At 64.3% G+C, this 24,112-nt stretch carries 23 protein-coding genes and 1 tRNA gene; 8 read left to right on the top strand and 16 right to left on the bottom strand.

What is annotated here, in order from left to right:
- The first annotated feature begins 121 nt into the window (after positions 1 to 121).
- From ADBZ9O_RS04535 to ADBZ9O_RS04520, 4 genes are read left to right on the top strand one after another with little or no spacing between them, the layout of a single operon-like run.
- Positions 122 to 1,420, top strand: coding sequence for an NtaA/DmoA family FMN-dependent monooxygenase (locus ADBZ9O_RS04535; protein WP_526528804.1), 1,299 nt, complete (start codon positions 122 to 124; stop codon positions 1,418 to 1,420).
- The gene (locus ADBZ9O_RS04530; protein WP_526528802.1) at positions 1,420 to 1,863 is read left to right on the top strand and encodes a N,N-dimethylformamidase alpha subunit family protein; all 444 of its coding nucleotides are present in this window, start codon (positions 1,420 to 1,422) and stop codon (positions 1,861 to 1,863) included. The genes ADBZ9O_RS04535 and ADBZ9O_RS04530 overlap by 1 nt, the downstream gene beginning before the upstream one ends.
- Positions 1,860 to 4,286: a N,N-dimethylformamidase beta subunit family domain-containing protein gene (locus ADBZ9O_RS04525; protein WP_526528800.1), complete on the top strand. Its 2,427-nt coding sequence runs from the start codon at positions 1,860 to 1,862 to the stop codon at positions 4,284 to 4,286. Before ADBZ9O_RS04530 ends, ADBZ9O_RS04525 begins: the two co-directional genes overlap by 4 nt.
- Positions 4,286 to 4,993, top strand: coding sequence for a Rieske (2Fe-2S) protein (locus ADBZ9O_RS04520; RefSeq protein ID WP_526528798.1), 708 nt, complete (start codon positions 4,286 to 4,288; stop codon positions 4,991 to 4,993). The genes ADBZ9O_RS04525 and ADBZ9O_RS04520 overlap by 1 nt, the downstream gene beginning before the upstream one ends.
- Positions 4,994 to 4,997: 4 nt before the next feature.
- On the opposite strand, the gene ADBZ9O_RS04515 is transcribed toward ADBZ9O_RS04520, so the two are convergent.
- From ADBZ9O_RS04515 to ADBZ9O_RS04495, 5 genes are all read right to left on the bottom strand, one after another.
- A complete protein-coding gene (locus tag ADBZ9O_RS04515; protein ID WP_526528796.1) occupies positions 4,998 to 6,296 on the bottom strand; it encodes an NtaA/DmoA family FMN-dependent monooxygenase in 1,299 nt (432 codons plus the stop codon).
- Entirely contained in the window at positions 6,293 to 7,918 is a 1,626-nt protein-coding gene (locus ADBZ9O_RS04510; protein WP_526528794.1) for an ABC transporter substrate-binding protein, read from the bottom strand. Before ADBZ9O_RS04510 ends, ADBZ9O_RS04515 begins: the two co-directional genes overlap by 4 nt.
- A gap of 148 nt (positions 7,919 to 8,066) precedes the next feature.
- Positions 8,067 to 9,233, bottom strand: a complete 1,167-nt coding sequence (locus ADBZ9O_RS04505; RefSeq protein WP_526528792.1) for an ABC transporter ATP-binding protein — start codon at positions 9,231 to 9,233, stop codon at positions 8,067 to 8,069.
- Positions 9,230 to 11,002 (bottom strand): ABC transporter permease subunit, encoded by a 1,773-nt coding sequence (locus ADBZ9O_RS04500; RefSeq protein WP_526528789.1) that lies wholly within the window; start codon positions 11,000 to 11,002, stop codon positions 9,230 to 9,232. The genes ADBZ9O_RS04505 and ADBZ9O_RS04500 overlap by 4 nt, the downstream gene beginning before the upstream one ends.
- 9 nt (positions 11,003 to 11,011) lie before the next feature.
- Entirely contained in the window at positions 11,012 to 12,190 is a 1,179-nt protein-coding gene (locus ADBZ9O_RS04495) for an ABC transporter substrate-binding protein (RefSeq protein WP_526528787.1), read from the bottom strand.
- 267 nt (positions 12,191 to 12,457) lie between these two features.
- On the opposite strand from ADBZ9O_RS04495, the gene ADBZ9O_RS04490 reads away from it, so the two are divergent.
- Entirely contained in the window at positions 12,458 to 13,126 is a 669-nt protein-coding gene (locus ADBZ9O_RS04490) for a TetR/AcrR family transcriptional regulator (protein ID WP_526528785.1), read from the top strand.
- Between the two features lie 4 nt (positions 13,127 to 13,130).
- Here ADBZ9O_RS04490 and ADBZ9O_RS04485 read toward each other — a convergent pair whose 3' ends face one another.
- Positions 13,131 to 14,021 (bottom strand): phytanoyl-CoA dioxygenase family protein, encoded by an 891-nt coding sequence (locus ADBZ9O_RS04485; RefSeq protein WP_526528783.1) that lies wholly within the window; start codon positions 14,019 to 14,021, stop codon positions 13,131 to 13,133.
- 121 nt (positions 14,022 to 14,142) lie between these two features.
- On the opposite strand from ADBZ9O_RS04485, the gene ADBZ9O_RS04480 reads away from it, so the two are divergent.
- Positions 14,143 to 15,018 carry an LLM class F420-dependent oxidoreductase gene (locus tag ADBZ9O_RS04480; protein ID WP_526528781.1) on the top strand — a complete coding sequence of 292 codons (876 nt, stop codon included), beginning with the start codon at positions 14,143 to 14,145 and terminating at the stop codon, positions 15,016 to 15,018.
- Here ADBZ9O_RS04480 and ADBZ9O_RS04475 read toward each other — a convergent pair.
- The 4 genes from ADBZ9O_RS04475 to ADBZ9O_RS04460 all read right to left on the bottom strand — a co-directional run bounded on the left by ADBZ9O_RS04475 (position 15,003) and on the right by ADBZ9O_RS04460 (position 17,709).
- A complete protein-coding gene (locus ADBZ9O_RS04475) occupies positions 15,003 to 16,400 on the bottom strand; it encodes an NAD-dependent succinate-semialdehyde dehydrogenase (RefSeq protein ID WP_526528779.1) in 1,398 nt (465 codons plus the stop codon). The genes ADBZ9O_RS04480 and ADBZ9O_RS04475 overlap by 16 nt on opposite strands.
- 99 nt (positions 16,401 to 16,499) lie before the next feature.
- Positions 16,500 to 16,590: transfer RNA gene (locus tag ADBZ9O_RS04470), tRNA-Ser, on the bottom strand.
- Positions 16,591 to 16,723: 133 nt separating this feature from the next.
- The gene (locus tag ADBZ9O_RS04465) at positions 16,724 to 17,185 is read right to left on the bottom strand and encodes a nucleoside deaminase (protein WP_526528777.1); all 462 of its coding nucleotides are present in this window, start codon (positions 17,183 to 17,185) and stop codon (positions 16,724 to 16,726) included.
- Positions 17,182 to 17,709, bottom strand: coding sequence for a tRNA adenosine deaminase-associated protein (locus ADBZ9O_RS04460; protein WP_526528775.1), 528 nt, complete (start codon positions 17,707 to 17,709; stop codon positions 17,182 to 17,184). Before ADBZ9O_RS04460 ends, ADBZ9O_RS04465 begins: the two co-directional genes overlap by 4 nt.
- A gap of 61 nt (positions 17,710 to 17,770) precedes the next feature.
- Between ADBZ9O_RS04460 and ADBZ9O_RS04455 the strand changes: the two genes are divergently transcribed.
- Entirely contained in the window at positions 17,771 to 18,766 is a 996-nt protein-coding gene (locus tag ADBZ9O_RS04455; protein WP_526528773.1) for a prephenate dehydrogenase, read from the top strand.
- Here ADBZ9O_RS04455 and ADBZ9O_RS04450 read toward each other — a convergent pair.
- The 5 genes from ADBZ9O_RS04450 to ADBZ9O_RS04430 are packed head-to-tail and all read right to left on the bottom strand — an operon-like array spanning position 18,729 to position 22,845.
- Entirely contained in the window at positions 18,729 to 19,322 is a 594-nt protein-coding gene (locus tag ADBZ9O_RS04450; RefSeq protein ID WP_526528771.1) for a putative glycolipid-binding domain-containing protein, read from the bottom strand. The two genes, ADBZ9O_RS04455 and ADBZ9O_RS04450, sit on opposite strands and share 38 nt — an antisense overlap.
- On the bottom strand, positions 19,319 to 20,110 hold the full coding sequence (locus ADBZ9O_RS04445; RefSeq protein WP_526528769.1) for an ABC transporter permease: 792 nt from the start codon (positions 20,108 to 20,110) through the stop codon (positions 19,319 to 19,321). Before ADBZ9O_RS04445 ends, ADBZ9O_RS04450 begins: the two co-directional genes overlap by 4 nt.
- Positions 20,107 to 20,793: an ABC transporter permease gene (locus ADBZ9O_RS04440; RefSeq protein WP_526528767.1), complete on the bottom strand. Its 687-nt coding sequence runs from the start codon at positions 20,791 to 20,793 to the stop codon at positions 20,107 to 20,109. Before ADBZ9O_RS04440 ends, ADBZ9O_RS04445 begins: the two co-directional genes overlap by 4 nt.
- 3 nt (positions 20,794 to 20,796) lie before the next feature.
- Positions 20,797 to 21,891 carry an ABC transporter ATP-binding protein gene (locus ADBZ9O_RS04435; protein WP_526528765.1) on the bottom strand — a complete coding sequence of 365 codons (1,095 nt, stop codon included), beginning with the start codon at positions 21,889 to 21,891 and terminating at the stop codon, positions 20,797 to 20,799.
- On the bottom strand, positions 21,892 to 22,845 hold the full coding sequence (locus ADBZ9O_RS04430; protein ID WP_526528763.1) for an ABC transporter substrate-binding protein: 954 nt from the start codon (positions 22,843 to 22,845) through the stop codon (positions 21,892 to 21,894).
- A 102-nt stretch (positions 22,846 to 22,947) separates the two neighbouring features.
- On the opposite strand from ADBZ9O_RS04430, the gene ADBZ9O_RS04425 reads away from it, so the two are divergent.
- Complete coding sequence (locus tag ADBZ9O_RS04425) at positions 22,948 to 23,298, top strand: LapA family protein (RefSeq protein WP_526528761.1); 351 nt, start codon at positions 22,948 to 22,950, stop codon at positions 23,296 to 23,298.
- 7 nt (positions 23,299 to 23,305) lie between these two features.
- Here ADBZ9O_RS04425 and ADBZ9O_RS04420 read toward each other — a convergent pair whose 3' ends face one another.
- Positions 23,306 to 24,109, bottom strand: coding sequence for a transglutaminase-like domain-containing protein (locus ADBZ9O_RS04420; protein WP_526528759.1), 804 nt, complete (start codon positions 24,107 to 24,109; stop codon positions 23,306 to 23,308).
- Between the last annotated feature and the right edge of the window lie 3 nt (positions 24,110 to 24,112).

Below are 24,112 nucleotides of genomic sequence, written 5' to 3'. Positions count from 1 at the left end.
GTATGTGGCGTAATGCGCGAGGTACTGGTGCGCAGCAGGTGCGTCATCCGACACCGATTGAATCCAGACAAGCACCGCAGCCGCCGGCCGTGCTGTTGCGTGCGACGAAAGAGGAGAAGCTATGACCGATATGTTCCACCTGGGGTGGTTCCTGAACTTCGTCGCCGACGAATGGCACGACACATGGGGCGACGGGGGACGTGACTTCACCGGCGACTTCTATGTCGAGGTCGCCCGTGATTTCGAACGCGCCAAATTCGACTACATCCTTATCGAGGATAAGTTGATGGTGCCGAACGCATTTGGCGGCACCATGGAACACGCGCTGAAACAGGCGCTCGTGCCCAAGCACGACCCGGTGCCGCTCGCGGTGCTGATCGCCGCCGCCACCAGTCATATCGGCGTCGTCCCCACGATGTCCACCAGCTTCTACCCGCCGTTCCTGTTGGCCAGGGTGGCCAGCACGATCGACCACATCTCCCGCGGGCGGTTCGGTCTGAACGTCGTCACCTCTGCAGAGGACCGCTCCGCGCAGAACTTCGGCATGGACAAGCTCTACGAACACGACGAGCGTTATGCCCGCGCCAGCGAGTATCTCGAGCTGATCACCAAGCTGTGGGAATCCTGGGAACCCGATGCCATCGAACGCAATTACGAGACCGGGACGTACGCGAATTACAAGAAGGTCAACACCATTGACTTCGAGGGCAAGTACTACAAGTCCCGCGGCCCGCTGAACACCGCACCCTCCCCGCAGTACCGGCCGGTCATCGCCCAAGCCGGCGCCTCACCGCCGGGACGGGAGTTGGCCGCCCAGTACGCCGACACCATCGTCGGCCCGGCCGATGACGTCGACAGGATGCGCGCCTACCGCGACGATATCCACGCCCGAATGAAGGCCAATGGGCGTGATCCCTCCGAGTGCAAAGTGCTCTACGTGGTGTCGCCGATTGTGGCCGATACCCACGATGAGGCAGTGGCCAAGCGAGAGCGCTGGTACAACGATCCGCACTACGTCGAGCACATGCTGGCGGAGATCTCGGCGATCACCGAGATCGACTTCTCCCAGTTCGATCTCGACGAGCCGCTACCCGAGCTGACGACCAACGGTGAGCGAGGTTCGTTGGCCGCCTTCGTATCCGCAGGCAAAGACAAAACGCTGCGTGAACTGGTGACCGGCAGCGCGATGGCCGGGAGCATCCCGTTCGTGGGAACACCTGCCGAGGTGGCGGACCAAATGGGCGAGGTGATGGGGCAGGTCGGTGGGGACGGGTTTCTGATCACCAGTCCCGTGATGCGACTCAACCGCCGCTACGTCACCGAGATCACCGACGGTCTGATCCCCGAGCTGCAAAAGCGTGGCCTGACCCGCACCGAATACACCACCACGTTGTTGCGCGACACGCTCCGCGAGTTCTGATGATCCCGATTCCTCAGGACGACGACACGCAGCGCAAGATGCTCGGCGAGATCGAAGCGAGTGTCGAGGACTTTCGCGGCGTGCCGGGCTTCTCGGTGTTACGCACCGAAAAGCCCGGGAGCGCAATCGGTGTGCACGGCGGCATCCAGGATGACGTGCAGCTCGACCGTGTGTTGAACCGGATGCGGTGGCAGCCCATCGGTGCGTTCGGTGGCAAGCTGATCATCGTCTGCACCAAACCTGAGCAGCAGTGGCGGATTGCCCGGTTGTCCGGGATCCGGGGTGTGCCACCGAAATTCGCCGATGACCGGGTATTCACCGACGAACAAGCTGCGCAGGCCGAGGTCTTCGCGATGCGCCTGGAGCAGTACCCCGCCGAAGACGGGATGCCCGAGCATTACACGCCGGCGTGGAAGGCCCGAGGGGAGAACTGGGGACCATGACGGATACCTACGCGGACACTGACATCTACCCGGAGCTGTTGCGGCTGACCGGGTACGGCAGCAAATGGTCGGTCGAACAGGGTGACAGCGTCGACTTCTTCGTGAGTTGCGACGGCCCGGCGTCCTACCGTGCCGAGCTGGTCAAGCTGATCCACGGCGATACCCACCCGAGCGGACCCGGTTTCAAAGAGGAGATCCTCGACTCGCCGATCAACGGCACCTACCCGGGCGGCCTGCAGCCCATACATGCCGGTTCCTACGGCATGGTGCCCGACCGCCGGCCGCTACGCGTGGACAGCTTCACCCTGCAGTGCTGGATCTGGCCGACCATGCCCACCAAGGTGGCGGGCTACTGGGCGCCCGGCGAGCAGATGATCATGGGCAAGTGGTCCCAGGACCACGGCTACGGGCTGTTCCTCGACCTCGAGGGCCGGGTGTGTCTACGGATCAACGGCCAGAAGGTCACCGCCGCCGAACCCGTCCGAGACCGCGCCTGGCATTTCATCGCGGCGACGTTCGATGCCGAGACGGGATCTGTGGTCCTGCACCATGAGCCGCAGATCCGCTACGCGCTCGATCCGAAACCCCAGCCGGTCGAGGCGGTGCTCACCGAACGCATCATCCACAGCGCCGTGCCGTTCACGTTCGCTGCGCACCCTGCCACCAGCGAGCCCGACGGCGCCTCCCGCCAACCGCACGGCTGGGTGATGTCCGAGTACTACAACGGCAAGATCGACGGAGCGCGACTGTGCTCACGGGTGCTGACCCGTCTGGAGATCGAGACGATGAAGCTCGGCGCCGCGCCGGGCACCGATGAGCGCCGTGGCCTCGGGCCGTCGGCAGACCTCGGCGCAGCCATGGTGGCGGCCTGGGATTTCAGTCTGGAGATTCCGACCCGCACGATCATCGACAACGGCCCCTACCGGTGCGACGGTGAACTCGTCGGGTTACCCGCCCGCGGGATGACCGGGCACAACTGGAGCGGCCATCAGATCTCCTGGAGCGCCGATCATCGCGAATACGGCGCGATCCACTTTCATGACGACGATGTCGACGATGCCCGCTGGGCTGTCGGTTTCACCCTCCCGGTGCCGGCCGACCTGCCCAGCGCGGTCTACGCCGTCAAGCTGACCACCGACGAGGGTGACGAGGACTACATCCCCTTCATGGTCCGCACCCCACTCGGTGCACCGCAGTCCAAGATCGCCGTCATCATGTCGACCACCGACTACATGGCATACGCCAACGAGCATCTGGCCAGCAACGGCGGCAGCATGGAGGCGTTGATGTACCGCACGCCGATCATGGCGCCGCAGCACATCTTTCTCAGCGTGCACCGGGAGTACGGCTACTCGACATACGACACCCACAGCGATGGTTCCGGCGTCCACCTATCGTCGCGACTACGGCCGATCCTGAACTTCCGGCCCAAATGCGATTCACCCGCCGTGCAGGCACCGTGGCAGTTCAATGCCGATCTGCACCTCATCGACTGGCTGGTCGAAATGGGCTACCAATTCGACGTCATCACCGACGAGGACATCAGCTACGACGGCCTGGAACGGATCGAGGGTTACAACGTCCTGATCACCGGATCACATCCGGAACACAAGGACGGCCGATACCTCGACGCCATCCACAGCTACAAGGATCGCGGCGGCAGGTTCATGTACATGGGTGGCGACGGCTTCTATTGGCGCCACACCTTCCACCCCGGTTACGGGCGAGGCGAGATCACCGAGATGCGCCGCTGCGAGTCGGGAATCAGGCCATGGCAGGCTCAGCCAGGCGAGTACTACCACCAGAGCGACGGCAAGCTCGGCGGCATGTGGCGTTTCCTCGGCCGCGATATGGCCGCGGTCAGCGGAACGTCGATGGTGGCGCAGGGTTTTGACGCCTCGACCTACTTCAAGCGCACCCCGGAAAGCGACGATCCCCGGGTGGCGTGGGCCTTTGCCGGAATCGACTACGACGAGCGACTCGGCGATTTCGGTCTGGTCGGCGGCGGGGCAGCCGGGGCCGAAGTCGATAATGTCGACACCACCCTGGGCTCGCCGCCGCACACCCTGCTGGTCGCGACATCGGCGGGACTGCATACCGACGCGTATCTGACTGTCACAGAGCTGATCTTGACGAACACTGCGGGCCACACCGGTACCCAGAATCCGAGAATTCGCGCCGATATGGCCTTCCACGAGACGCCGAACGGCGGCGGGGTGTGGTCGTTCAGTTCGATCTCCTACTGCGGCAGCCTGTCGCACAACAACTACGACAACAACATCTCGACGTTGACCGGCAACGTGCTCAACCGCTTCATGCGCGATGGTCCGCTTCCCGCTGCAGATCCCGTCGAGATCCGATCCCGCGGACGGTTCGAGTCGACACCGGCTCAGAACTACCACCTGCCCGGAGCGATCGGGTGATGACTTCGACTGTCGCACAGAAGAATCTGCTGCTGCAGCCGTCATCATCGGGCCGGCACCCGTCCGCCGAGACCACAGACTGGACCGGAGTGTGGGTCTGCGTGGGGGTCGCCGCGCAACTGACCGAAGTCGGGGCGGTGCTGCCGGCGACGATCGGCTATCACGGTGCGCACGTGCGCCGCACCGAGGACGGTCTGTTCGCCGCGATCAACGCCCGGCCATTCGGCGGGTGCGTCTCGATCCCGGTGCACTGCGGAAGCACCCAGAACGTCCGGTGCCCACAGATGGCCTGCGCATTCAGCGAGGATGGTGGCGTGCTCGACAGCACCACCGATCCGACTGGTGTCAGCAGGGCCGGGTTCATCGGCCGCGGCCGCGGTCCGACTGTCAAATTACCTCTGGCGCAATGGGGTCCACTGTTATTCGTGAATATCACGATGGCGGCGGCGCCACCCCTGCCGATCGGCGACGGGCCCTGCCTGGACGGCACGCAGGTGGTCGCGACCGGTCAACGTCTGGTAGCGGGCAACTGGCTCGACACTCCCCAGCAGGCGGCACCCGATATCGCTGTCACCACGGCAGCACCGAATCTCGCCATGGTGCGTCGCGGGTCCGATACGGTGGCGGTCTGGAGCCGCCCGGCCGGCCAGACCCGCAGCACCCTGGCTTGGGCCCTGCTGAGTCCGGCCGATCGAATCACGCCGTGATGCTTTAGAATTCGCGCAACGTATCCCGCAACATGGTCGTGGTGTACTCGGAGCGGACACGACCGAGCTTCTGCAGTTCGGGCACCAGCCCGTCGGTGATCTCGGTGACGTAGCGGCGGTTCAGCCGCATCACCGGGCTGGTGATCAGAAAGCCGTCCCCACCAACCTCATCCATCAGGTCAGCCATCTCCTGGGCCACCTCGACGGGAGTGCCGACAAACGGGATGTTGGAGCCGATGCCATGACCGGTGACGAGTTCGCGCAGCGTCTTGTCCTTGCCCCGGCCCAAGAAACTCTCCAAGCCACCCCGTTCGCCGTTGGTCGTCACCGGCGGCACCGGCTTATCGAGATCGAATTGAGAGAAGTCGATTTCGGTGATAGACGACATCTCGGCCAGCATGTACTCGATATAGGAGTCGGTGCTCAACCACCGCGCCTGCTTGGCCAGCGCTTCCTCGCGGGTGTCAGCCACGATGGGCGACACCAAGTACAGCACTTTGCACTCGGATGGATCACGACCGTGCGCCTTCATCCGGTCGTGGATATCGTCGCGGTAGGCCTTCATCGCCTCAGGACTGTTCGCCGGGGCGACGATCGTGTCGGCATGCTGGGCAGCCAATTCGCGTCCCGGTGGTGAGGCGCCGGCCTGGGCGATGGTGGGCCGGTACTGCGGAGAGGGTGCGGTGTTCAGCGGGCCGCGCGACTTGAAGTACTTGCCCTCGAAGTCAATGGTGTTGACCTTCTTGTAGTTTGCATAGGTCCCGGTCTCGTAATCGCGCTCGATCGCGTCGGGCTCCCACGATTCCCAGAGCTTGCTGACCACCTCCAGGTACTCACTTGCCCTGGCGTAACGCTCGTCATGCTCGTAGAGCTTGTCCAGCCCGAAGTTCTGCGCCGAGCGATCCTCGGCGGAGGTCACCACGTTCCAGCCGAACCGGCCCCGCGCGATGTGGTCGACCGTGCTGCACAGCCGGGCCAACAGGTACGGCGGATAGAAACTGGTCGACATCGTCGGCACCACACCGATGTTCTTGGTGGCGGCGGCCATCAACACCGCCAACGGCACCGGGTCATGTTTGGGGTTGATGCCGTGCTTGAGGTCATGCTCCATCGTGCCGCCGAAGGCGGTCGACACCATCAGCTTGTCCTCGATCAAGATGTAGTCGAACTTGGCGCGCTCCAGGTTTCGGGCCACATCCACGTAGAAGTCACCAGTGAAATCACGCCCACCGTCACCCCAATTGCCATTCCATTCGTCGGCGACGAAGTTCAGGAACCACCCCAGATGGAACCGATCGGTCATGACCGCTTGATCTCCTGCATCTGGACGATCTGCGGGAAGAACGAATTGATCACGATTCCGTCGATATCGGTGTGCGCGATCGTCGTCGTGGGCGGTAGGCACATGGGAATCAAGATCCCGTCGTCGAGCAGAACTTGACTGGCCTGCTGGTATACGGCGTACATCTCGGCCGGCGTGGGCTTCAGCACCGCCTCGTCCATCAGCTTGTCCAGTTCGGGGTTCGAGTACTGATAGTAGTTCAACGGCGCCGCTCCGGTCCGGAACAGAATGCGGAACGTGGTGTCCAGGTGGAAGGCGTCACCGCCGACGAACGTCACCATCATGTCCGGCCGCTTCTCACTGGGCTGGTTGACCAGATCGAACTGCTCTGATGGCGGCATCTGGCGCACCGTCACGTCCAGACCCAATGCGGCGAGCTGGTTTTGCACCAGTTCGGCCATCTGCTGACGTGCCGCACCACCGTCGGTGATACACGCCAGGTCGACCTTCTTCGAGGGAAGGGCGGCCACCAGCGCTTTCAGCGGTTCGGTGTCGACGGTGGACGGGAACGGCGCGAACTCTGGCGGCAGGGACCCTTCGGGCCACATCGCTGTCTGCGCCTTCGCCAGTCCACCCCAGGAGGTGTCGACGATCGAGGCGCGGTCCAGCGCGGTCTGCATGGCGCGTCGCAGTTTCACATCGGCGAAGATGCCCGTGTGCGGATTGAGTAAGAGCCCGTCGGCGACACCTCCGACGGAGTTGATCACGGTGAACTGCGGATTCTTCTGGTAGGCAAGCACATCCGGCACTGGAAAGCCTTTGGCCACCAGGTCGAACGCGCCCGAGTCGAGCTGCAGTTTCTGCGTGGTGATATCCGGGGTGATTTCGATTCGGATGTTCTCGAAGCCGGGCTTGCCGCCCCAATAGTCAGGGAACGCCGCGAAGGAGTAGTGGTTTCCGGGCAGGAACTCGGTGATCGTGTACGGGCCGGTGCCGGCATCGTGGGTCTTGAGCCACTCCTGGGCGAGGTCGTCGCCTACCGCGTTCTTCTCCACCGCGGTAGGGCTGACCGCGAACGGCTGCCACGGGCAGGCCAGGTAATGCACGAACGCGTTGTTGGGTTCCTTGAGCGTCACGATGAACGTCGTCGGATCCGGCGCCTCGGTCTTCTCCACCCCCGCCACCATGTAGGCCGGGCCCTGGTTCACCTTGGCGCGCCGTTCGAAACTCTTGATCCATGACGCGGCATCCGCGGGTGTTCCGTCATGGAACTTGACGTTTGGTTGCAGCGTAAAGGTGTAGGTCTTCTGGTCCGGGGAGATGGTCCAGGATTTGGCCAGTGCACCAATGATTTCCGGTGTGCCCGGCTTGTAGCCGAGCAGTCCTTCGTAAACGGTGTGAGTGACCAGGGCACCTTCGCCCTCGTACATGATGTCGGGGTCGGGGATCTGCATATCGTTGATGAACGGCAGTCGCAACGTCGCCGTCTGGCTTCCGCCGCCACCGCCGCCGGCACCGCCACCGCCGCAGGCAGCGATCAGACCCGCGAGGCTCAGGCCGCCGACCGTGAGGCCGCTGGCCTTGAGGAATGTGCGCCGGTCCCAGCCGGTTTCGGCATTGTTCGGGCGTGCGGTGTCGACCATAGGTTCCTCCTGATTGGGCCGGCTGTCCGGTCTGAGAGCACGGCAGCCCGCAGCGATGCGTGCCTGGAATTCAACCGGCGGAAGATGACACCACTGCTGCGCAGCCGTACCTCGCGTATTACGCCGGTGTCACACGTCCGATCGGCGTCTAGGCCGCGACGGTGCCTGAGTGGTCGGCAGCGCTGTCGGCCACCAGTTCGGTGTCGTCGTCTTCGACGATGATCACGTCGCTACGCCGCCAACTCGCCACCACCTCCGACCCGGGTTGAGCGCTGAGCTGGTGCCCGGCCGACATCGCGCGTCTCGGGACCTCGGCGATCAATCGGGTGCCATCGGCGAGCCGCACGTGAACCGAGAAGTCCGAGCCCGTAAAAGCGACGTGTTCGATTGCGCCGGAGGCATATTCGGAATCCGCCGTAGCGGGCGCCTCGTGGCCGGGGGTGATGGTCACCTGGTCGGGCGGCAGCACGGCGCTCAGGCGCATTCCGGCTTGCGCCCACTCCGGCGCCGCACCGTGCACCAGCACGCCACCGGTGTCGACGCAGACGTCGCCACCTTGGCGAACGGTCCGTCCGCGTAACACGGTGCCCACGTTGAGGAATTGCGCGACATAGGCGGTCCGAGGTGCACGGTAGAGCTCTACCGGGGTGTCGACCTGCACGATGTGTCCCCGGTCCATCACGGCAATGCGGTCGGCGATCGCACAGGCTTCTTCCTGGTCATGGGTCACGTGCACGAACGTTGCCCCGGTGGCCTGTTTGAGCCGCACCAGTTCGTCCTGCATCTGCCGACGCAACCTCAGATCGAGGGCGCCGAACGGTTCGTCGAGCAGGAGCACGCCGGGCCGCTTGACCATGGCCCGCGCCAGGGCCACCCGCTGCTGCTGGCCGCCGGAGAGTTCGGCGATGCGCCGATCGGCGAGGTGGTCCATGCCCACGATGGCCAGTGCCTCATGGGTTCGCACCTGCCGCTCCTTGCGCCTGACCTTGTCCATCTTCAGTCCGAACTCGACGTTGGCTCCGACACTGAGATGGGGGAACAACGCGTAGTTCTGGAACACGGTGTTCGTCGGCCTGGCGTAGGGCGGTTTGCGGGTGACATCGTCACCGCCCAACTCGACCCGCCCGGTCGTCGGCTCAACGAAACCACCGATGATGCGCAACGTGGTGGTCTTTCCACAGCCGCTTGGGCCCAGTAGCGCAAACAGTTCGCCCTGTTCGACGTCGAAGGACACGCCACCACCAGGCCCACCCAATGCGTAGTCGTCCGCGTCACCGTAAGTCTTGGTGAGATCGATACACCGGAGTGTGCTCATGGCGTTTCCCCTTGTCTGGGCCGGATCTGGAGTCCCCGCCGCCCGACTGCGATCAGCACGCCGACGAAGATAAGAACGAATGAGGCCACCAATATCAGCGTTGACAGGGCGGTCAGCTCGGGAGACAGCCCGAAGCGCAACGAGCTGTAGATGTACAGCGGCAACGTCATATCCGAACCGGTGATCAGGAACGTCATAATGAACTCGTCCATGGACGTGGCCAGCGAGATCATCGCCGCGGCCAGGATGCCGGGTGCCACCTGGGGTAGCACCACCCGCACGAACACGGTCAGCGGTTTGGCGCCCAGGTCCAGGGCGGCCAGCTCGTAGTTGCGGTCGACTCCTTCGAGCCGAATCATCACCACCAGAGTCACGATCGGCAGCGTGATGATGATGTGCCCCAACACGATCGTCCAGAGCCCACGATCGATATCCAACGCGTTGAGCCCGATGATCATCGCCAGGCCGAAGATGACCGGCGGCAGGAACAACGGCATCGAGATGGTCGCCATGCTCAGGTTGCGCCACGACCCCACGGACCGCGACAGGTACACCGCTGCGGCCGTCCCGAGCACGACGCTGACTGCGGTGGCGCTGAGCGCGACCTTGAGGCTGATCACCAACGCGTCGTGCAGGCCGGAGTCGGTCAACAGCGAGGTGAACCACTCTCCTGTGAAACCTTGGAACGGCAGGCCCACCGTTTTACTGTCGTTGAACGCGAACAACACCAGCAGGGCGATCGGCAGATAGAGGAACGCCATCATCAGCCAGGCGTACGCCGCCAGCATCGGCGAGCGCCGCTTCACGTAGATACCGGTGTAGGCGCCCACCGACGGCGACGAGCCGGCGGTCAACCGCAGGATCGCCAGGAGCAGGAAGATCGCCACCAGCAGGAGCAGCGCCAGCGCCGCCCCGAAACCCCATTGCATGGAGTTGCCGAACTGATTGGTCATCAGGTTGGCGTAGAACGTTCCCGCAGTGCCGCCGATCAGTTGCGGGGTCACATAGTCGCCGAGCATCGACACGAACGCCAGGATGAAGCCTCCGACAAGCCCGTTGCGGCACAACGGAAGTGTGACGAAGACGAACCTGCGCCACCGCGCCGCCCCGAGATCCGATGCCGCCTCGTAGAGCCCGGCGTTGACCCGCTCCAGAGCGATGAACGCGGTCAGGAACGTCAACGGGAAGAGCAGATAGGCGAAGGTGATCACCACCGCGGGCTTGCCCGGCTCGAACAGGCTGAGCGGGGTGTCGACGAGACCCCACCGGATCAGCGAGGTGTTCAGCAGTCCACCGTTGCCCAGCAGGTTCAGCCAGGCCAGCACCCGGATGAGATAACTCATGAACAGCGGGATGGTGGCGACCAGCACCCAGATCAGACGCCTGCGAGGCGATACCTTGGTTGCCACGAAGTAGGCCAACGGGAAGGTCACAGCGACGGTGATCGCCGAGGCCACCGCGATGAATCCCATGGTGGTGGCCAGCGACTGCCAGTAGGTGTCGGTGGTGAAGAACCGGACGTAGTTGTCCAGGGTGAAGGTGTCGACAATCTCGCCCGCCACCGTCGGGCGGAACGAGTACAGCAGCACCACCAGCAGCGGGAGCACGAACCCGACGACCACCAGAGCCGTCGCGGGCAGGGGTAGGAACGCGATCGCCGAGGGGTGACGTCGCCAGCGACTTGCTTTGGTGGACAGCGGTATCGGCGACTCCGGACGGCCCGGCGCTTGCGGCCGGTCGTCCGGGAGTACCGCTGTGCTGGCATCCATGACCGTGAGCTAACCCATGACCTGGTCATAGGCCGCAGCCCAGGCATCGGCGTGTTCGGGCTGCGCCTGGAACACCAGTTCCTTAGCCAGGTCGGGACGATCCGCACCCAGCGACTTGGCGATGATCGCGTCATTGCCGCCCGCGGCGATCACCCGGTCGGTGGAGACCTTGCTGCACTGGGAGTAGAAGTTCGCTCCCCACAGGTATTTCTGGTTGTCGACGTCGCCGCCGAAGTAGTTGATGAACGTCATGGCGTTATCGCGATTCTTGGCGCCCTTCACCAACTGCGGTCCGTCGATCCAGCCGATCGACCCCTCCATCGGCACCTCGGCCTTGACGATGTCCTTGCCGTCGCCGAACTGACTATTCGCCCGATGCGCCATGCCCAGACTGGAGGCAAAGCCGATGTAGGCACCCTGGGTGGCCAGGGCCCGCGCGATCGCGTCATCGCTGTTCTTGCTGATCTGGAAAGGCTTGAGCGAGCCCAACTTCGCCGCCGCGGCATCCAGCGTCGACCCCTGCATGCTGTAGATGTCTTTGCGCGGCACTCCGTTGGCCAGACCCGCAAGCGCGATGAAGTCCTCGGCGCCGCCTTCGAGGATCGTCTTGTTCTTCGGCGCCTGCCACAGCGCATCCCAACTCAGCGGCGTATTCGGCTGAAATGGGGCGTCGACATTCCACGCCAGACTCAGCGCCGCCCACATGTTCGGGTAGAGGAGCACCTTGCCGGGCGAGACCACATAGGGCAGTGAAGGATCCTCGGTGAACACCGGGAACAAGTCCTTGGCCGCCGGGATCTCGGAAAGGTCCAAGACCTCGGTCAGGTCGTTCTTGTGATACGTCGGCGCCCAGCCACAGTTGCCGAAGACGATGTCGTACTGCGAACCGCCGCCCGCTTTGATCTTGGCGAACATGTCCTGGTCGGATTCGGCCGCCACCCCCTTGACCTTGATGCCAGTGGTCTTCTCGAAGCCTTCCATGATCTCTTTGGCCACATATGACTCCCAACTGAGCACGACGACCTCGCCCTTGCCCCCGGAGTCTGATCCGCACGCTGCCAGTGCACCGCCCAACGCCGTCAGTCCGACCGCGGCACCGGCGGAACCGGCCAGGAATCGGCGACGCGACAGTGCCCGGCCGCCAAGTGATTTCATCCCAGATACCGGTGACGGTGCGGAGTTTTCCATGGCTGGATGCCTTTCTGGAAGGGTCAGGTTTGGGCGGCGCAGCCTCCATCCGCAGGCGGCAGATGCGACTTAAGTCTGAACTCGAGTTTGTTTCCAGCAGTGCCCGAGCAGTAAACTCCCGATTACACCGGCAGTGATCGGCGCTTCGGAAAAGTCCGGCGGCGAGGTGGGGCGGGTTAGGATGGCGATCGGTCTCGATATGGACATCAACTCGATGGGGAGCGCTGTGCAGGAACTGGATTCACGCACACTTTGGGATGAGCCGCGGTGTCGGTGACACAGGGCGGCCTTCGCAAGATGCCCCTGCAGGAACGTTCCAAGGCCACCACCCAGCGGATCCTCGACACCGCCACCAGGCTGGTGGTCGAGGTCGGCTATGACGCAGTCGCCGGCTCCCCCACACTGTTACTGCAGGAGTCCGGGGTCAGCAGGGGCTCGTTCTACTCGTTTTTCGAGACGCCCGAGAAGGTTCTGGAGGAACTCGCCTTCCAGTGCATGCAAGAGTCCAGCGCACAGATCCGTAAGATGTTGCAGCAGGGCCCAATCCAGCATTGGCATGACGTTGTCGACATCCTCATCACCTTTTATATGGATTGCTTTCGGCGCCCGCTTGTCCGGGAACTGTGGGTTGGCCAGAATCTGACGCCGCCGGTGCGGGCACGTGACCGTGAGTGGATGCAGAATGTGGCCAGTGACCTGTTGGCCGCGCTGCACGGGTTGGCGCCGCTGTTCGAGGCACTGTCGGTCCGCCAGTGCCTCGTCGCGGGCGAGATCATGGAGCGACTCTTCCAGTACGCCTACACCGATGATGCGGACGGCGATCCGTTGATCATCGCCGAAATCAGAACCGTTCTTATTCAATACCTTTCGTCCTACTCAGGCGAAGTGCCCGCCGCATCCAAGACCCGCCGACGTAGCCCGGCACAGGCCCGCTAGCCGGTTAGGTGCTGGCCGCCAGGAACTGCTGCATTCCTTTCTGAGCCGACCCCTGCAGGGTGTCGATATCGATCCCTGGCGCGTACCCGTCCCCGCGCACCGCGACGATCGGGTCTTCGAAGTCGCGGTAGTAACCCATCGCGAACGCGCCCTCCTGGTAGCCCATCAACCGCAGCAGATCGTCGTCTAAGGTCTTCGCGATCTCGATCGGCGTCGAGAGGAACTGGTTCTCCTCTTGTCGCACCCAGCCCACCGCGTAGGTGATGTTGAGCGCGGTACGGACTTTGTCCTGCGTCGTGTTGGCGCCACCGCTGTGCAGAATCTTGCCGCCGTACAGCAGGACCGATCCCCGCGTCATCTCGGCGTAGAGGCAGTCGGTATCGGTGAAATCGTCCTTGTTGCCCGGCAGATGACTGCCCGGGACGACGCGGGTCGCGCCCATCTCCTTGGTGTACTCCGGCGACATCGCCCACAGCGTGTTGCACTGCACCTGGTAATCGTCGGGGAACGGAAAGAAATCCCAGGCAATCTGGTCGCGGTGCAATCCCTGCGCGGTCTCTCCCGGGTAGATCGAGATCACCTGGGTCAGATGCAGCTGGAAGGCGCTGGCGTGGCCGAGGAACGAACCGGCGACGCCCAGGATGGTGGGATCCTGGATCAGCTGGCGGGACGACGGCGAACGGGCAATCATCGCCCCTGTCCGCTTGGTCTTCTTGCCCAGCACTGGATTTCGGCCGGCAGCGCCCGCCTCGATGAAGGGTTTCATCTCGGCCTCCACCGCATCCATCAGCTCAGGTGAAGCCAGATCGTCGACGATCACGTAGCCGTCGCGCCGAAGGTGTTCGGTGATCTCCTCCACCGGAGTCGTCGGTGGGACGTGGTTGAGCTCGGTCATTTTCGCCGCTCCTGTTTGGTATAACGCGACTACAGTCTGATCTGACCGCGGTTTCCGGCTTGCGTCACGCCGTAACGCTCTGGTTAAAGATCCCGCATGCTCCCCCGACATTTGAGGCCCCATGACCAGCTTCGGCGTCGTCCTGCCCCAAACCGAACTCGGTTCCGACGTTCGCGACCTGCGCCGCTACGCACTCGCCGTCCAGGAGTTGGGCTACACCCATGTGATGGCCTACGACCACGTCCTGGGCGCCGACCCCTCGGTGCACTCGACGCAATACGGCTACGACGTGGACACCACGTTCCACGAGCCGTTGGTGACCTTCGGCTACCTGGCCGCGATCACCGAGCTCGAGTTGTTCACCGGGGTGATCATTCTGCCGCAGCGGCAGACCGCACTGGTGGCCAAGCAGGCCGCGCAGGTTGATCTGCTCAGCGGTGGCCGTTTGCGCCTTGGGGTGGGCGTGGGCTGGAACAAGGTCGAGTACGACGCGCTCGGTCAGGATTTCTCCCTGCGCGGCAGGCGAATTGAAGAACAGATCGCCCTGCTGCGCCAGCTGTGGACGCAGCGGTCTGTGACCTTTGCCGGTGAATTCGACACGGTCACCGCCGCCGGCCTTTCACCGCTGCCCCAACAGCGACCGATCCCGATCTGGATCGGCGCGCAGGTGCCGGCTGGTTACCGCCGAGCGGGCCGGCTGGCCGACGGCTGGTTCCCCGAGTTCGGGCCTGGGCCCGAGCTTGACGCCGCTGTGGCGATCATCGCCGAAGCCGCCGAGGCCGCCGGGCGTGACCCGGCGGCGCTCGGCATGCTCGGGCGGGTGGACGTCTCGGCCGGCCTCGACGCGTCGCTGCGCGCAGTACAGGATTGGCGGGACGCGGGCGCCACTCACATCGCCGTCAACACCATGGAAGCCGGCCTGCGCAGCATCGATGAGCACATCGACGCACTGGCCGTCCTTGCCGAGAAGTGCTCCGTCGGTCAGTCTGCGACGTAGTACAGGCGCTTGTTGACGAACTCGTCCATGCCCAGCGGGCCGAGCTCGCGCCCGAAACCGCTGCGCTTGACTCCACCGAACGGCACCTCCTGGCCTTCGTTGGCCGGGGCGTTGACGTTGGACATGCCCGATTCCAGGTGGCGCGCCACCTTTTCCGCGCGTTCGCGGTCGGTGCTGAACACCGCACCACCCAGGCCGTAGTCGGAGTCGTTGGCCAGCGTCAGGGCTTCCTCGTCGCTGTTGACCGAATAGACCACCGCGACGGGGCCGAACAATTCCTCGCGGTAGGCCCGCATCTCCGGGGTGATGCCCGTCAGGACCGCGGGCGAGTAGTACGCGGCGGGGCCTTCACCCAGCACGCCGCCGGCATGCAGCGTGGCGCCCTTGGCGACGGCGTCCTGCACCTGCTCGTGCAGGGTCTCCGCGGCCTTGCGCGAGGACAGCGGCGCGAAGGTGCCCTCGGCCTCCTCGGCGGGATTGCCCGGCTTGAGATCCTTGGCCCGCTCGACGAGCCGACCGACGAAACCGTCGAAGATGTCGTTTGTGACGATCATCCGCTTGTTGGAGTTACAGGCCTGGCCGGTGTTGCCAATCCTGGTGTCCCAGGCCAGGTCTGCCGATGCCTTCACGTCATCGGAGTCCAGCACCACATAGGCGTCGGACCCGCCGAGTTCGAGCACACACTTCTTGAGGTTCTTGCCTGCGATCGCCGCGACAACCGATCCGGCACGTTCAGAACCGGTCAGCGAAACGCCCACGATGCGGCGGTCGCTGATGATCTGCTCGATCTGGTCGTAGGAGGCGAAGATGTTCTGATACACCCCTGACGGGACCCCCGCTTCGTCCATCAGCTCTTGGACGGCCAGTGCCGATTTCGGCACGGACTCGGCGTGCTTGAGGATGATGGTGTTGCCCAACACCAGGTTTGGCGCCGCGAACCGGGCGATCTGGTAGAACGGGTAGTTCCACGGCATGATGCCCAGCAAGGGTCCGATCGGCAGTTTCTGCACATACGCCTTACCGGCGGCGAAGGTCTTGATCTCGTGATCGGCGGCCAGGCCGGGGCCTTCGGTGGCGAAGTAGTCGAAGATGTCACCGCAGAAGTCGGCTTCGCCCACCGCTTCCGACAGCGGCTTGCCCATCTCTTCGGTGGCGATGGCGCCCAGCCGGTCGGCATGCTCTTTGAAAAGGCTGGCGACCTTGGCGACGATTTCGGCTCGCTCGGTGATCGTCTTGGCCTGCCATAAGCGGTAGGCAGCCGCGGATGCGGCGATGGCGGCTTCGACCTCGGCGTCGGTGGCCAGGTCGAACGTCTCACCGGTGTCACCGGTGGCCGGGTTGACGACTTGATAGACGGGTTGGGTCGAGACAGTGGCGGTCATGAAAGCTCCCTTGGCGTTAGAGGATCCAATCTAGTCAAAGCCGCGCCCGCTATCGAGGGGAAAGAAAAAGCTCTCCACCGGCGAACGCAGTGGAGAGCTTGGCGGTGGCGGAGGGATTTGAACCCTCGGACGGGGGTTACCCGTCACACGCTTTCGAGGCGTGCTCCTTAGGCCGCTCGGACACGCCACCGTGTGGCAGCTTACCGAAGCGGGGCCTGCCGCCCTAATCGCTGCCGAGTACCCCGCGAGCAGCCGCAAACATCCCCCTACTGGCGGCGTGTCGGGGGCACTATGCGTCTGCTCGCGGGAAAAGATGGGGGACCTCAGCGCTGGCGGGCGAAGAACTCCGCCAACGGCGCGGCGCACTCATCGGCCAGCACCCCGCCACGCACTTCGGGGCGGTGGTTGAGCCGACGATCGCGCACCACATCCCACAGTGAGCCGACGGCGCCGGTCTTGGGCTCCCACGCGCCGAACACCACCCGGGCCACTCGGGCCATCACCAGCGCACCTGCACACATGGTGCACGGTTCGACGGTCACGGCGAGTGTCGCACCTTCCAGGCGCCAACCGTCGCCCGCGACGCGCGCGGCCGCCCGCAGCGCGAGCACCTCGGCATGAGCAGTGGGGTCGCCCAATTCCTCGCGGGCATTGACCGCTCGCGCCAGCTCGGTACCGGCGGCATCGACGACGACGGCCCCGATCGGCACATCGCGCGGCCCGGCGGTTGCCGCCGCTTCTAGCGCGAGGCGAATCAGGTGCTCGTCAGTCGTAGTGCGAGTCACCGATCGAGTCGGTCGAGCACGGCCGCGAGTTCGTCGGCGAAACCCATCTCGCGGGCGATGCGGCCGAGTTGTTCATCGGCATACAGGTCGGTCTCGGAGATGATGACGCCGAGCACGCCTTCCGGCAGCCCGATATCCGCGAGCACGCCGAGATCGCCTTCCTCGAAGGGATCGGTGTCCTCGAGATCTTCGTCATCGATATCGGCGTCGAGGTTCTCCAGGACCTCGGCGGCGATGTCGTAATCCAATGCCGCCGTCGCATCCGAGAGCAGCAGCCGGGTGCCTGCCGGGGCCGGCCGGATGATCACAAAAAATTCGTCGTCGATATCGAGCAAACCGAAAACCGCACCGGCGCTGCGAAGCTCACGCAGCTCGGTTTCGGCGGCACTCAGGCTGGTCAGCGACCCGGGCTTCATGGCAGTACACCGCCATTTACCCTCCTCGCGCACCACTGCCACCCCGAAGCCGTCGGGGGCGTCCTGGGCCTGTGAAGCGTCCTGCTTCTGCGCCCGCTGTGGTCCCATGGGCGCTAACGCTAGCCCCCGGCAAGCCCCTTGACCAGCGGATCGATCCCCGCCTCGGTCGATGTGTCAACCTAGGAGCGTGACAGACCCCCTCAACCCGCCCGGCTCCGGTGTCTGCGTATTGGGGCTTGGGCTGATCGGCGGTTCGTTGATGCGCGCGGCGAGGGCCGCCGGCCGGACGGTGTTCGGATACAACCGCTCGGTCGACGGTGCACAGGCCGCGACATTCGACGGTTTCGATGCGTCGACCGATCTCACCGCCGTCCTGCGCCGGGCCGCCGATACCGAGGCCCTCATCGTGCTGGCCGTCCCGATGCCGGCCCTGGCCACGATGCTGGGCTATATCGCCGATACTGCGCCCGACTGCCCGCTCACCGATGTGATCAGTGTGAAGAAGGCCGTGCTCGACGACGTCCGGACCGCGGGTCTGCTCCCCCGTTACGTCGGCGGCCACCCGATGACCGGCACCGCCCATTCCGGCTGGGCCGCCGGAGAGGCCGGGCTGTTCGCGGGCACTCCGTGGGTGGTGACGGTGGACGATCATGTCGACGCTGCGGTCTGGACGTCGGTGATGAGGCTGGCGCTGGACTGCGGGGCGTTCGTCGTACCGGCGAGATCGGATGAGCATGATGCGGCGGCCGCGGCGATCTCGCATCTGCCGCATCTGACCGCCGAAGCGCTCGCGATCACCGCCGCCGACATCCCGCTGGCGTTCGCACTGGCGGCCGGGTCGTTCCGGGACAGCACCCGCGTCGCGGGGACGGCGCCCGACCTGGTCCGGGCCATGTGTGAGGCCAATCAGTCCGATCTACTACCGGTGCTCGACACCGCAATCGAGCTACTCAGCGCCGCCAGGGCCTCGCTGGCGCAGAAGCGGTCGGTGGCCGAACTGGTGGAGGCCGGGCACGCGGCCCGGATCCGCTACGACAGCTTCTCCCGGCCCGACATCATCGCGACCACAATCGGCGCCGAGGACTGGCGCAGCGAACTTGCCGCCGCCGGTCGCGCCGGTGGGGTGATCAGATCCGCACTGACAACCCGGGGTAATCGACGATGAAGCCGTCGGAGTCCACGGTCACCGTGGTCTCGGCCACCGGTGAATGCAGTTTGATGCCGTCCTCGGCGCTGCTGTAGCTGATCGTCGCCTCTTTGACGGTCAGGTCGGGCAGCCAGACGTAGACCACCGGTAGCGTCACCGACTCCGCCCACTGATGCAGGCCAGTCCTGCGGATCGGCAGGGCGTTGAAGAACGGACTGAAGACGACATCGACATCGAGTGCGCCGTCGTAGGCCAGCCGCGAGGTCTTACCGGAGTGGTCCTGGACCAGCCACATGTTCTCCTCGTCGCGCGCGATGGAGAGCTGGCGTTCCCGCTGGGCCATGGTGACCGTCAACGACAGCCGTTTGGTGGCCCCCGTTTCGTCGGTCACCAGGTCATAGGACGCGCTGAACGCGGGAATGGAATCCGTGGCCGCCGAAACAATCCGGCCGTAGGCCTTGATCCGGTTGCCGGACAATTGCACCCGCACCGATTCCATCCGTAGATCGTCGTGCGCGCGCCAGGTCAAGATCGCGGGCCAGGCGCTTTCTCTGTCGTCATCGGCTGCACTCACTCACCTACCGTAAGCGACGGATCGCCTCGTTTATAGCCTGGTTCGAAAGTCTCCCTGATTGGCCTGGTTGTATGTGGTCGAGATTCCAGCGCCACCTCGTCATCGAGCAGGGGCTGAGGCATCCTGCGCAGTCGCCCGGAGCCCGGCACCGAGGCCCATACCGCAAAGGCAAGCAAAGAGTCCAAGATCAGCGCCAGCACCGTCACCAACAGCGCACCGACCAAGGCGATATAGAACTGCCGCACCTTGATGCCGTCGATCAGATAGCGGCCGAGTCCACCGAGGCTGGCGTAGGCGGCGATGGTCGCGGTGGCCACGATCTGCAGCGTCGCCGTGCGAAGGCCGCCCAGGATCAGCGGTAGGGCGTTGGGAGTTTCCACCCGCAGCAGGATCCGCTTTTCGGTCATCCCCATCGATCGGGCCGCGTCGACAATGGTGCGGTCGACGTTGGAAATACCGGCATAGGTGCCGGCCAGCAACGGCGGGATGCCGAGCAGCATCAGTGCGATCGTCGGCGGGACCAGACCAAGTCCCCATAACAACACCCCGAGCAGCAGGACGCCGAGCGTGGGCAATGCGCGTAAGGCGTTGACACCGGTGACGACGAGAAATGTGCCGCGCCCGGTGTGGCCGATGATCATGCCGATCGGAATGGCGATCAGCGCCGAAAAGACGACGGCGACGGCGGTGTACTGCAGGTGCTCGAGGATCCGCGCGGTCAGGCCGGCCGGGCCGCCCCAGTTTGCCGCGGTGAAAATGTAGGCCAATGCCTGGTGCAGGAAGTTCACTTGGTCACCTGCGCCTTCAGCCCAGCGCCCCGTGGGATGCGGGAGCCCGAGGACATTCGGGTCCAGGGGGTCAAGGCCTTACCGGCCAGCATGATCAGGGTGTCGATCACGACGGCCAGTACGAAGATCGCGATGATGCCCGCGATGATCTGGTCACTCTTGTTGGCCTGATATCCCTCGGTGAACCAGGTGCCGAGCCCGCCGATGCCGATCACTGAACCGACCGACACCATCGAGATATTCGTCACGGCAACTACCCGCAAACTGGCAATCAGCACCGGAATAGCCAGGGGCAGTTCGATTTTCATCATCCGGGTGATCGGCTTGTAGCCCACCGCGGTGGCCGCGTCCAGTACTGCGGCGGGTACCGCGTCCAGCGCCTCGGGTACCGCCCGCACCAGCAGCGCGGTGGTGTACAGCGTCAGCGCGACGATGACGTTGGCCTCGTCGAGAATCCGGGTGGGGATGATCAGCGGGAGCACCACGAACAACGCCAGCGAGGGGATGGTGAAGATGATGCTGGCGGTCACCGTCGTCAACCGCCGCAGGAACGTGGTGCGCTGCACCAGCGCGCCCAACGGCACCGCGATGAGCAGACCGAGAACAATCGGGATCAGCGAGAGCCGCAGATGGATCAGCGTCAGCGCCCAGGCCTTGTCCAGGTGCGTGAGCAGATAGGTCACGGCTCAGCCCCGCTGTGCTTCCAGGGCTAACAGCACATCACTGGCACGGACTCCGCCGATGAGCTTTCCGTCCCCGTCGACGGCCACTCCGATCCCGGCGTGCGAGGACAACGCCGCATCGAGCGCCTGGCGCAGGCTGCTGTCCGGATGAAACAGTGAGCCACCGGCAATAGTGCTGTCGTAGAGGCTCTTTCCGTCCCGGTGCAGCAGGACGCCCTCGGAGTTGATCCAGGCGTACGGCTTCCCGTCGTCCTTGGTGATCAACACCCACTCACCGCTGCCCAGCTCGAGCGCGTCGATCTGCGCCTCGGTCACTGACCTGATGTCCTGCAGGGGCAGACCCGTCGCGTGGCGGAACTGCAACCCGCGGTAGCCGCGGTCGGCACCGATGAAGCCCGAGACGAAATCGTTGGCGGGGTTGGTCAACAGCTTCGACGGTTCGTCGTACTGCTGCAGGGCACCGCCGGGACCGAAGACCGCGACCTTATCGCCGAGCTTGATGGCCTCGTCGATGTCATGGGTGACGAACACGATCGTTTTCTGCAATTCGTTTTGCAGGCGCAGCATTTCGGTCTGCAGTTCATCACGCACCACAGGGTCGACCGCGCTGAACGGCTCGTCCATCAGCAGGATCGGCGGGTCGGCGGCCAGGGCACGGGCCACCCCGACGCGCTGCTGCTGCCCGCCGGAAAGCTGAGCGGGATAACGCGTTGCGAGTTTGGGGTCCAGCCCGACGCGTTCCAGGACGTCGTAGGCGGCCGCACGGGCCGCCTTGCGAGATTCGCCCCGCAGAATCGGCACCGTGGCGACGTTGTCGATCACCCGTTGATGCGGCATCAGGCCCGCGCTCTGGATGACGTACCCGATGCCCAACCGCAGTTTGACGGCATCGACTCCTCTCACGTCGTTGCCGTCGACGGTGAGCGTGCCCGAGGTCGGCTCGATCATCCGGTTGATCATCCGCATGGACGTGGTCTTACCGCACCCCGACGGTCCGACGAACACGGTGAACGAACCGTCGGGTACATCCAGGGTCAGGCTATCGACGGCAACGGTGCCGTCGGGATATCTCTTGGTGACGTCGTCGAAGGTGATCATCTAGCCCCCGATTGGTTTGTCGAAGTTGTTGTCCTGCACCCATTTCTTCGCGGCTTCGTCGGGGTCGACGCCGGAGTTGCCCTCCACTGCGGTGTTGAGTTCGATCAGATCTTCGGTGGTGAGCTTGGCCGATACGGCATCGAGCACCCGCTTGAGTTCGTCTGACATCTTCTGCGAGCTGACCAACGGAACGACGTTGGCAGCCAGGAAGTTGTTCTTCGGGTCTTCGAGCACCACCAGGTTGTTCGCCGGGATGGCCGGTGAGGTGCTGAAGATATCCGCAGCCGTGACGGTGCCGTCGGTCAGCGCGCGCACCGTGGCCGGACCGCCGCCGTCACTGATGGAAACGAAGTTGGCCGGCGGGATGTCAAGGCCGTACTTGGCTTTCAGCCCCGGCAATCCCTCTGCGCGGGTCTGGAATTCCGACGGTCCGCCGAATTTCACCTCCGCCGAATGCGCTGCCAGATCGGCGATGGTTTTCAGATTCCACTTCTGGGCGGTCTCCGAGCTGACCGCGACGGTGTCCTGATCGTTGGCCGGAGACGGGGTCAGGATCGACAGATCGCCGGGTAGGGCATGCACGAGCGCCAATTCGACGGCCTCGGGCGTGGTCGCCGTGGTCTCTTTGTCGAAGAATTGCAACAGGTTTCCCGTGTACTCCGGCACCAGGTCGATCGAATGGTCTTTCACCGCCGGGATATACGTCTCACGGCTGCCGATACCAAACTGGCGGCCCACCGTGAAACCGTTGGCTTCCAATGCCTGTGCGTAGATCTCACCGATGATCTTGGATTCGGGGAAGTCAGCCGAGCCGACGGTGATGGTCTTCAGATCTCCGGATATCGCGCCGCCGCCCAGCGGATTTGAACTACCGCAGCCGGCCAGGATCAGCGCAGCAACCACGGTCACCACCACAGGCGGCCAGCTACGCGCGCGTTCTCGCAGCGTGGTCATGGCGCCGACACTATCGGGATCGCTGCAGCTACGCCGACCTTTGCCGCACTGTGATCCGATCGAATGGTTTCTTTTGTCTTGGTTACGGGGAAAGATAGCCCTATGAGCAGCGATCCGTACGCGACGCCTGAGCCGCCGGTAGTACCGGCGGACACCTCCGTCGCTCCCCCACCGGCGGCCATGCCGAAGTCGGCGGTGCATTTCACCCGGGCATCGGCGCTGTGGTCGGCGGTGATCGCCGGCTTCCTGATCCTGATCGTGCTGTTGATCTTCATCGCACAGAACACCGAATCTGCACAGTTCGCCTTTCTGGGCTGGACGTGGAGTTTGCCGTTGGGGGTAGCGATCCTGTTGGCCGCCGTCCTTGGCGGGTTGATCGCCGTGTTGGCCGGCGCGGCACGGATATTCCAACTGCGACGGGCCGCGAAGAAGAATCTCAAGGCCGGGCTGTAACCAGGTCTTAGCGGATCGACACCATCTCCTTGAGGTTATCGACGGGCAGATTGCCCTCAACCACTGCCGTGACCATCATGTTGTTCAGGTTGATCGAGCCCTTGTGGTTGTCCAAGAAGGCCGTATCGGCGGCGTCACGACCCGTGGAGATGCGCACCAACGTCTGACGAGGTGCCAGGCAGGTGGCGTCGACAACCCGCCACTGGCCGTCGACGAATGCTTCGGCAACGGCATGGAAGTCCATCGGCGACAGGCCGGGCGCATACACCGCGACCAGCCGGGCAGGCACATTGACCGCGCGCAGCAGGGCGACCACGAGGTGCGCGTAATCACGGCAGACACCGGCTCCCGCGAGCATGGTGTCCACGGCACCGTCGATCGGATCGCTGGACCCGGGGACGTAGCTGAGCCGGGTGCCGACCCAGGACGACACCTTCTCCAGCAGTTCTGCCGAGTCGGCCAGTGAGCCGAATTCCGTTGCGGCAAAACCATAGAACTTGTCCGCCTCGGCGTATCGGCTGGGCCGAAGGTACATCGACAGGTCGTACTCGCTGACCGGTGCCGGGTGGGTCTGGCCGATGACGGTCGCCGAGTACTCGACGTGCAGCTGGCCGGGCTGGGCATCGAATTTGTGAATCCGGTTACCGTGCGCGCCACTGATCTCCATCGGCTGCACCTGCTGGCCGTCGAGGACAAAGGACAGCGCCTCGTACACCTCGGTGCCGGGATGCGGGGCCACCGCAATTTGGAACTCTAATGTCGTTGCCGCGGTGATCTCGACGTCGAGCACCGCACCTACTTCTCGCTTCATGGG

Source organism: Mycobacterium sp., assembly GCF_965229105.1.
GTDB lineage: Bacteria > Actinomycetota > Actinomycetes > Mycobacteriales > Mycobacteriaceae > Mycobacterium.
This window is presented reverse-complemented; position numbering and strand designations above follow the sequence as displayed.

What these genes read in the sequence shown, in the direction of transcription:
- ADBZ9O_RS04535 (WP_526528804.1), top strand. Translation starts at nt 122, where the DNA reads ATGACCGATATGTTCCACCTGGGGTGGTTCCTGAACTTCGTCGCCGAC.
- ADBZ9O_RS04530 (WP_526528802.1), top strand. Translation starts at nt 1,420, where the DNA reads ATGATCCCGATTCCTCAGGACGACGACACGCAGCGCAAGATGCTCGGC.
- ADBZ9O_RS04525 (WP_526528800.1), top strand. Translation starts at nt 1,860, where the DNA reads ATGACGGATACCTACGCGGACACTGACATCTACCCGGAGCTGTTGCGG.
- ADBZ9O_RS04520 (WP_526528798.1), top strand. Translation starts at nt 4,286, where the DNA reads ATGACTTCGACTGTCGCACAGAAGAATCTGCTGCTGCAGCCGTCATCA.
- ADBZ9O_RS04515 (WP_526528796.1), bottom strand. Translation starts at nt 6,296, where the DNA reads ATGACCGATCGGTTCCATCTGGGGTGGTTCCTGAACTTCGTCGCCGAC.
- ADBZ9O_RS04510 (WP_526528794.1), bottom strand. Translation starts at nt 7,918, where the DNA reads ATGGTCGACACCGCACGCCCGAACAATGCCGAAACCGGCTGGGACCGG.
- ADBZ9O_RS04505 (WP_526528792.1), bottom strand. Translation starts at nt 9,233, where the DNA reads ATGAGCACACTCCGGTGTATCGATCTCACCAAGACTTACGGTGACGCG.
- ADBZ9O_RS04500 (WP_526528789.1), bottom strand. Translation starts at nt 11,002, where the DNA reads ATGGATGCCAGCACAGCGGTACTCCCGGACGACCGGCCGCAAGCGCCG.
- ADBZ9O_RS04495 (WP_526528787.1), bottom strand. Translation starts at nt 12,190, where the DNA reads ATGGAAAACTCCGCACCGTCACCGGTATCTGGGATGAAATCACTTGGC.
- ADBZ9O_RS04485 (WP_526528783.1), bottom strand. Translation starts at nt 14,021, where the DNA reads ATGACCGAGCTCAACCACGTCCCACCGACGACTCCGGTGGAGGAGATC.
- ADBZ9O_RS04480 (WP_526528781.1), top strand. Translation starts at nt 14,143, where the DNA reads ATGACCAGCTTCGGCGTCGTCCTGCCCCAAACCGAACTCGGTTCCGAC.
- ADBZ9O_RS04475 (WP_526528779.1), bottom strand. Translation starts at nt 16,400, where the DNA reads ATGACCGCCACTGTCTCGACCCAACCCGTCTATCAAGTCGTCAACCCG.
- ADBZ9O_RS04460 (WP_526528775.1), bottom strand. Translation starts at nt 17,709, where the DNA reads ATGGGACCACAGCGGGCGCAGAAGCAGGACGCTTCACAGGCCCAGGAC.
- ADBZ9O_RS04455 (WP_526528773.1), top strand. Translation starts at nt 17,771, where the DNA reads ATGTGTCAACCTAGGAGCGTGACAGACCCCCTCAACCCGCCCGGCTCC.
- ADBZ9O_RS04435 (WP_526528765.1), bottom strand. Translation starts at nt 21,891, where the DNA reads ATGATCACCTTCGACGACGTCACCAAGAGATATCCCGACGGCACCGTT.
- ADBZ9O_RS04430 (WP_526528763.1), bottom strand. Translation starts at nt 22,845, where the DNA reads ATGACCACGCTGCGAGAACGCGCGCGTAGCTGGCCGCCTGTGGTGGTG.
- ADBZ9O_RS04425 (WP_526528761.1), top strand. Translation starts at nt 22,948, where the DNA reads ATGAGCAGCGATCCGTACGCGACGCCTGAGCCGCCGGTAGTACCGGCG.
- ADBZ9O_RS04420 (WP_526528759.1), bottom strand. Translation starts at nt 24,109, where the DNA reads ATGAAGCGAGAAGTAGGTGCGGTGCTCGACGTCGAGATCACCGCGGCA.